The organism is Bacteroides sp. L10-4 (assembly GCF_013373675.1).
GTDB classification, from domain to species: domain Bacteria; phylum Bacteroidota; class Bacteroidia; order Bacteroidales; family Bacteroidaceae; genus Bacteroides; species Bacteroides muris.
In genome coordinates this window covers 1-5,593 of the sequence record NZ_JABXJH010000108.1, presented here as the reverse complement: position 1 = coordinate 5,593, position 5,593 = coordinate 1, and the positions used below count along the sequence as shown (strand labels likewise).

Below are 5,593 nucleotides of genomic sequence, written 5' to 3'. Positions count from 1 at the left end.
TAGCAAACCTCTTCGGTTTGGCCGATGAGGATATCTATGATGTGATGATTAACAGGTCGGAAGAGATGAACCATATATGCGATATTTACAAATTAAAACTAGCAAGCTGAACTTGCGAAACTTAAATTAAATAATATACAATGAAACTGATAGTCATTACCACACCGCAATTCTTCAAAGGAGAGGCAGCGGCAGTTACCTCCTTATTCCGAAACGGATTGGAAATACTCCACCTGCGCAAGCCGGAATCCTCGGCTGAAGAGATTGATAGTTTTCTTCGACAGTTACCGGTGGAATATATGTCGCGCATTGTCACACACGAACAATTCCAACTGACATCCGTCTTCGGTCTGAAAGGAATTCATCTGAACGGACGCAATCCGCAGATGCCTGCCGGATATACGGGACATGTCAGTTGCTCTTGTCACTCTCTTGAAGAAGTGTTGAAACATAAATCAGATTGCAACTATGTATTCCTTAGCCCTATTTATGACAGTATATCCAAAGAAGGCTACTCTTCCGCTTATTCCTCCGATACTTTGAAGAAAGCGCAGCAGGCCGGTATTATCGACTCAAAGGTGATGGCATTGGGCGGCATCAGTCTGGAACGTCTTCAGGAAATAACCTCTTTAGGTTTCGGAGGTGCCGCCCTATTGGGAAATATTTGGCAGCAGACGGAAGAAGATTTTCTCCCCCACTTCCTCCACCTAAAACAATTTTTCTGTCCCCCCAGACTGTCCCCCTTTAATTTTTAATTTTCCCATGCTTCCTCCTACTATCCTTTCTATTGCCGGTTCCGACTGTTCGGGCGGTGCGGGCATACAAGCAGATATAAAGGCCATTTCTGCTTTAGGCAGTTATGCCGCTTCCGTTATCACGGCTGTTACTGCACAAAACACACTGGGAGTACAATCGGTTTATCCGATACCTGCAGATATGGTCAGGGCACAAATCATATCCGTAATGGATGATTTACAACCGGATGCCGTCAAGATAGGTATGGTACATGATGCCGGTATCGTAACTGTCATCGCCGGATGTCTCAAAAAATACTGTCCGAAATTTGTGGTGTATGATCCGGTCATGGTATCAACCAGTGGACGGTGTTTGATGACCGAAGAAACCATCCGTGCCATTAAGGTAGAATTGTTTCCGCTATGCACTCTCGTCACTCCCAACCTGAGTGAAGCGAGCTTGCTATGGGGGCAGGTCATTACCGACACTGTGGAGATGCAGCAAGCAGCCCGTGAATTATCCGGCAGATACAATACCGCCGTCCTCATCAAAGGCGGACATTTGGAAGGTAACAACATGTGCGACGTACTTTATTGCCAGCAACCTTCTGCCGGGGCTGACGACCTGCCATCCGGGTGCATCCTCTACTCCACCCCAAAAATAGAAAGCCGCAATCTGCACGGCACGGGGTGTACCCTTTCATCTGCCATAGCTACATTCCTTGCCGGGGGCAGCAAGCTCGATGAAGCAGTCCGTAAGGCTAAAGAGTATATAAGTACTGCGATAAACCAAGGGAAAGATATGAATATAGGACATGGGAACGGTCCGTTATGGCACTTCCCTTTGTCGGAATAGGAATAGGCCGAAACGCATTATCTGTTTACCCTAAACACATTATCTATCAGCCTCCGGTACATTATGTATTTGACGCTAACGGATAATGCGTTTCGACGAGCCTGCTGCTTAATAGCGTATACCCAGAATTTTCTTGGCATCGTCTTTCTTGAACAGTGAATCAATGATGTCTAAAATCGCTTCGTAGTTTTCCGGATCTGCGATATTGGAGGCGAATATTCTGAGAACTTTCATCTTGTCGTCATCAAAAGTATACAGTGCCATCAGACTGGCGCATTGCGCACAGTTCAGACTGTTGTTTCGGGCAACGGTTCTCATCATTTCAATTTGATCATCCTTGAAAGGGCGGGACTTCACCCTTTCATAAAAATGCCGGAAGTCTTCGGGATGCATCCCCTTGACGTAAACCGGAACTGGAGAATCTATCACAACTCCACCGGAAACTACCGGCAACGTACATGGCTCTCTGGAGAATGAATCCATCGCAACGACTCTTCCACCTTCAAAAGTCACGACAATCTGAGTTCGGGTAATATTACTTTTACCGGACAGCACTCTGGAATATTCCCATTCTTCTATATCCCGGTCGAAGCGGCGATATTCGGGAGTTCCCAATATCTTGGTGACTTCCTGCCTACTCATCCCTTTCTGGATACTGTTCAACACATCTGCCTTAGCATCATAAAACAAACTGGAACAACTGGTGAATCCCATCGTCATTACCAGTCCCGCAATAATTAGTCTAATTGTCTTCATCTTATCGAGTTTTTAGTTGTAGCAAAGGTAAGAAGAAACATGGATACACCTCTTATTATCCCCCTATTTGTGAAAAGGGATTTCCCTACTTTTTTAGCCATATACCTAAATAATATGGAAATAATCCGCTATTTTTGCAGATACTATCACTATAAATAGGTAAAACACATGGAAAAAGCAAAAGTATACTACTCTGACTTGCGTACCTCCCCTACATCCAATCTTTTGGATAAAATGGAACGCTTGCTGAAGAGGGCAGGCATCGAGCAGCTTCCTTTGAAAGACAGCTTTGCTGCCATTAAAATCCATTTCGGCGAACCCGGTAATCTGGCATACTTGCGTCCCAATTATGCAGCTCGAATGGCAACCCTGCTCCGCAGCCTGGGAGCCAAACCTTTCCTGACGGACTGCAACACACTGTATTCCGGTCGTCGTGCCAATGCCGTAGACCACTTGCAAAGCGCGATGGAAAACGGCTTCAACCCCATTTCGGCCCAGTGCCAAGTCATTATCGGCGACGGACTGAAGGGAACGGACTACCGCGAAATCCCTCTGAACGGAGAATATTGTCCGGCGCCAAAAATCGGTGCAGCAATAGCCGACGCCGATATTGTAATCAGCATGAACCACTTCAAGGGACACGAACAAGCCGGCTTTGGCGGTGCTTTGAAGAATCTGGGCATGGGATGTGCCAGCGTAGGCGGAAAGCTGGAACTGCACTGCGCCTCGCAACCCAAGATTGATGTGGAAAACTGCATAGGCTGCAACATCTGCGTGAAGCACTGCGCACACGACGCCGTGCACCTCAATACCAGCCGCAAGGCAGAAATAGACTACACCAAATGCGTAGGTTGCGGACAGTGCGTAGCCCTCTGCCAGCACGACGGTGCCGTGATGGGAGCCGAAGACACTTCCGAGCGCCTGAACTACAAGATTGCTGAATATGCCCTCGCTGTCGTTATGGGCAAGCCCCATTTCCATATCAGCTTCATCATGAACGTATCTCCCGAATGTGACTGTTGGAACCACAACGATGCCGCCATCGTGCCCGACCTCGGCATTCTGGCTTCGGCAGACCCGGTTGCATTGGACAAGGCATGTGCAGACATGGTCATCCAAGCCCCGATACTGCACAGCAACAATCGCCTTGCCACGGCACACGAGCACGACGACTTGTGTGGACGCGACAAGTTCCACTTGATGCACCCTGACACAGACTGGCTTGCCGGATTGCGCCATGCCGAGAAAATCGGATTGGGAACCATGGAATATGAATTGATGAAAATTTAATTTAACTTTTTCAGCTTCAAGCAGTCACTATAAAAACAAATTTATCAACTAATACTTAATATTATACAAATGGAAACATCTGCAAAACTTTATTCTTTGCCTTTCGGCAACGTAAAGACCTATCTATTCGCCCTACTATTCGTGGCAGGAAACATCGCGCTACCGCAACTCTGTCATCTAGTCCCGACAGGCGGTCCGACGCTGCTTCCCATTTATTTCTTCACACTGATAGCTGCTTATAAATATGGTTTCAAGGTAGGTTTGCTGACGGCTCTCTTGTCTCCGGTCGTTAATCATCTGCTTTTTGCCATGCCTGCAGCAGCCGTGTTGCCGGCCATACTTATAAAGTCCGGTCTGCTAGCCGGAGCCGCCGCTCTTGCTGCACGCTATGCCAAGAATATCTCTTTATCGGCATTGCTGGGTGTAATCATCTCTTATCAAATTGTCGGTACAGCTTTTGAATGGGCGCTGTGCGATAATTTCTTTCTGGCTGTGCAAGATTTCCGTATGGGCATTCCGGGTATGCTGATTCAGTGGTTCGGAGGATATGCACTGTTGAAAGCAATCGCAAGAATCTAATCATCTTATATTATACGCCATACGGACAGCCCCACAACGCTGCAAGTAATGGCACAAGCTAAAAATGTTCTTGCCACCACGCCCAGTAAGGATAGAAGAGAAGCATCTGACACAGATGGGTGGTATTTATTAAAGAAAACAGCATTGTGCATATGTACGGAACAAGTTGCAGTGGTTGTGAGTATGTCTGCCCTGCCCGTCCTTTCCGCGCGGCATATATCGAGGGAAACAGCGTACAGCAGGAAGCTATGCCTTTTATTGAAAAGAAAGAAGAAGTACAAGTAGACGATTTGGGCTTTTAATTGAAGAATGTAGCGCTCATAGCATTCTTTTTCTGTCCTTCTTGGAATATTTTTCCGTTATTTTCCTTTCTCCCTACAATAAAATCATTAATTTCGTGCCGAACAATATATCATATTTTCAACATGGAAGTAGTAACGAACAACTGGTTCACTAAGAAATATCCAATAGGTTTTGCCTTGAGCGGCGGTTTCATCAAAGGCTTTGCCCATTTGGGTGCCATGCAATCTTTATTGGAACATGACATCAAGCCCAATATACTTTCCGGAGTCAGTGCCGGAGCCTTGGCCGGGGTATTCTACGCTGACGGCAATGAACCGCATAAAGTTCTTGACTACTTTGCCGGACACAAGTTTCAGGACTTGACCAAACTGGTGATTCCCAAAGTGGGATTATTTGAACTGGGAGAATTCATCGATTTCCTGAAAAGCAATTTGAAATCCCAAAAACTGGAAGAACTGCAAATTCCTCTGATTATTACTGCTACTGATTTGGACCATGGACGTCTGGTACATTTCCATAAAGGTGACATCGCCGAACGCATAGCAGCTTCGTGTTGCATGCCTGTATTGTTTGCTCCGGTCAATATAGACGGTACACATTACGTGGATGGAGGTCTGCTGATGAACCTGCCGACCTCTACCCTCCGCCGTATATGCGAGAAAGTGATTGCCGTGAATGTCAGCCCTCTGATGGCAACCAAGTATAAAATGAACATTGTGAGCATTGCCTTACGTTCCTATAACTTTATGTTCCGTTCCAACTCTTTTCCTGAACGCGAGAAGGCTGATTTGTTGATAGAGCCTTATAATCTGGAGGGATACAGCAATACGGAGCTGGAAAAGGCAGAGGAGATATTCATGCAAGGATATAATACGACCAATGATATATTGGAACGCCTGCTCATTGACAAAGGTAGCATTTGGAAAGAATAAAATAACCATTCTATAATATAATAGTCCGTTAAAAATTCACCATATCGGCTAAGCGGCTTCTGCCACTATGCCAAAGAGTTCTTTGATAAGTTTAGTATTAAAAGTTCTGTTCGGTTTCAGACCGGACCTGCTAAAAATTCTTT

General features: G+C 46.0%; 6 protein-coding genes and 1 pseudogene. 6 read left to right on the top strand and 1 reads right to left on the bottom strand.

What is annotated here, in order from left to right:
* The first annotated feature begins 140 nt into the window (after positions 1-140).
* Entirely contained in the window at positions 141-755 is a 615-nt protein-coding gene (locus HU824_RS19005; RefSeq protein ID WP_176469700.1) for a thiamine phosphate synthase, read from the top strand.
* A 7-nt stretch (positions 756-762) separates the two neighbouring features.
* Positions 763-1,590 (top strand): bifunctional hydroxymethylpyrimidine kinase/phosphomethylpyrimidine kinase, encoded by an 828-nt coding sequence (gene thiD / locus HU824_RS19000; protein ID WP_176469699.1) that lies wholly within the window; start codon positions 763-765, stop codon positions 1,588-1,590.
* A gap of 108 nt (positions 1,591-1,698) precedes the next feature.
* On the opposite strand, the gene HU824_RS18995 is transcribed toward thiD, so the two are convergent.
* Positions 1,699-2,346, bottom strand: coding sequence for a DUF4476 domain-containing protein (locus HU824_RS18995; RefSeq protein ID WP_136010817.1), 648 nt, complete (start codon positions 2,344-2,346; stop codon positions 1,699-1,701).
* Positions 2,347-2,514: 168 nt separating this feature from the next.
* On the opposite strand from HU824_RS18995, the gene HU824_RS18990 reads away from it, so the two are divergent.
* The 4 genes and pseudogenes from HU824_RS18990 (at position 2,515) to HU824_RS18975 (ending at position 5,450) form a co-directional block, all read left to right on the top strand.
* A complete protein-coding gene (locus tag HU824_RS18990) occupies positions 2,515-3,636 on the top strand; it encodes a DUF362 domain-containing protein (protein ID WP_136010816.1) in 1,122 nt (373 codons plus the stop codon).
* A gap of 69 nt (positions 3,637-3,705) precedes the next feature.
* Positions 3,706-4,215, top strand: a complete 510-nt coding sequence (locus tag HU824_RS18985; RefSeq protein WP_176469698.1) for an ECF transporter S component — start codon at positions 3,706-3,708, stop codon at positions 4,213-4,215.
* Between the two features lie 82 nt (positions 4,216-4,297).
* Positions 4,298-4,517 (top strand): annotated as a pseudogene (locus HU824_RS18980) (hydroxyacid dehydrogenase); the annotation flags it as partial.
* Between the two features lie 123 nt (positions 4,518-4,640).
* The gene (locus HU824_RS18975) at positions 4,641-5,450 is read left to right on the top strand and encodes a patatin-like phospholipase family protein (RefSeq protein WP_136010814.1); all 810 of its coding nucleotides are present in this window, start codon (positions 4,641-4,643) and stop codon (positions 5,448-5,450) included.
* Positions 5,451-5,593: the final 143 nt, after the last annotated feature.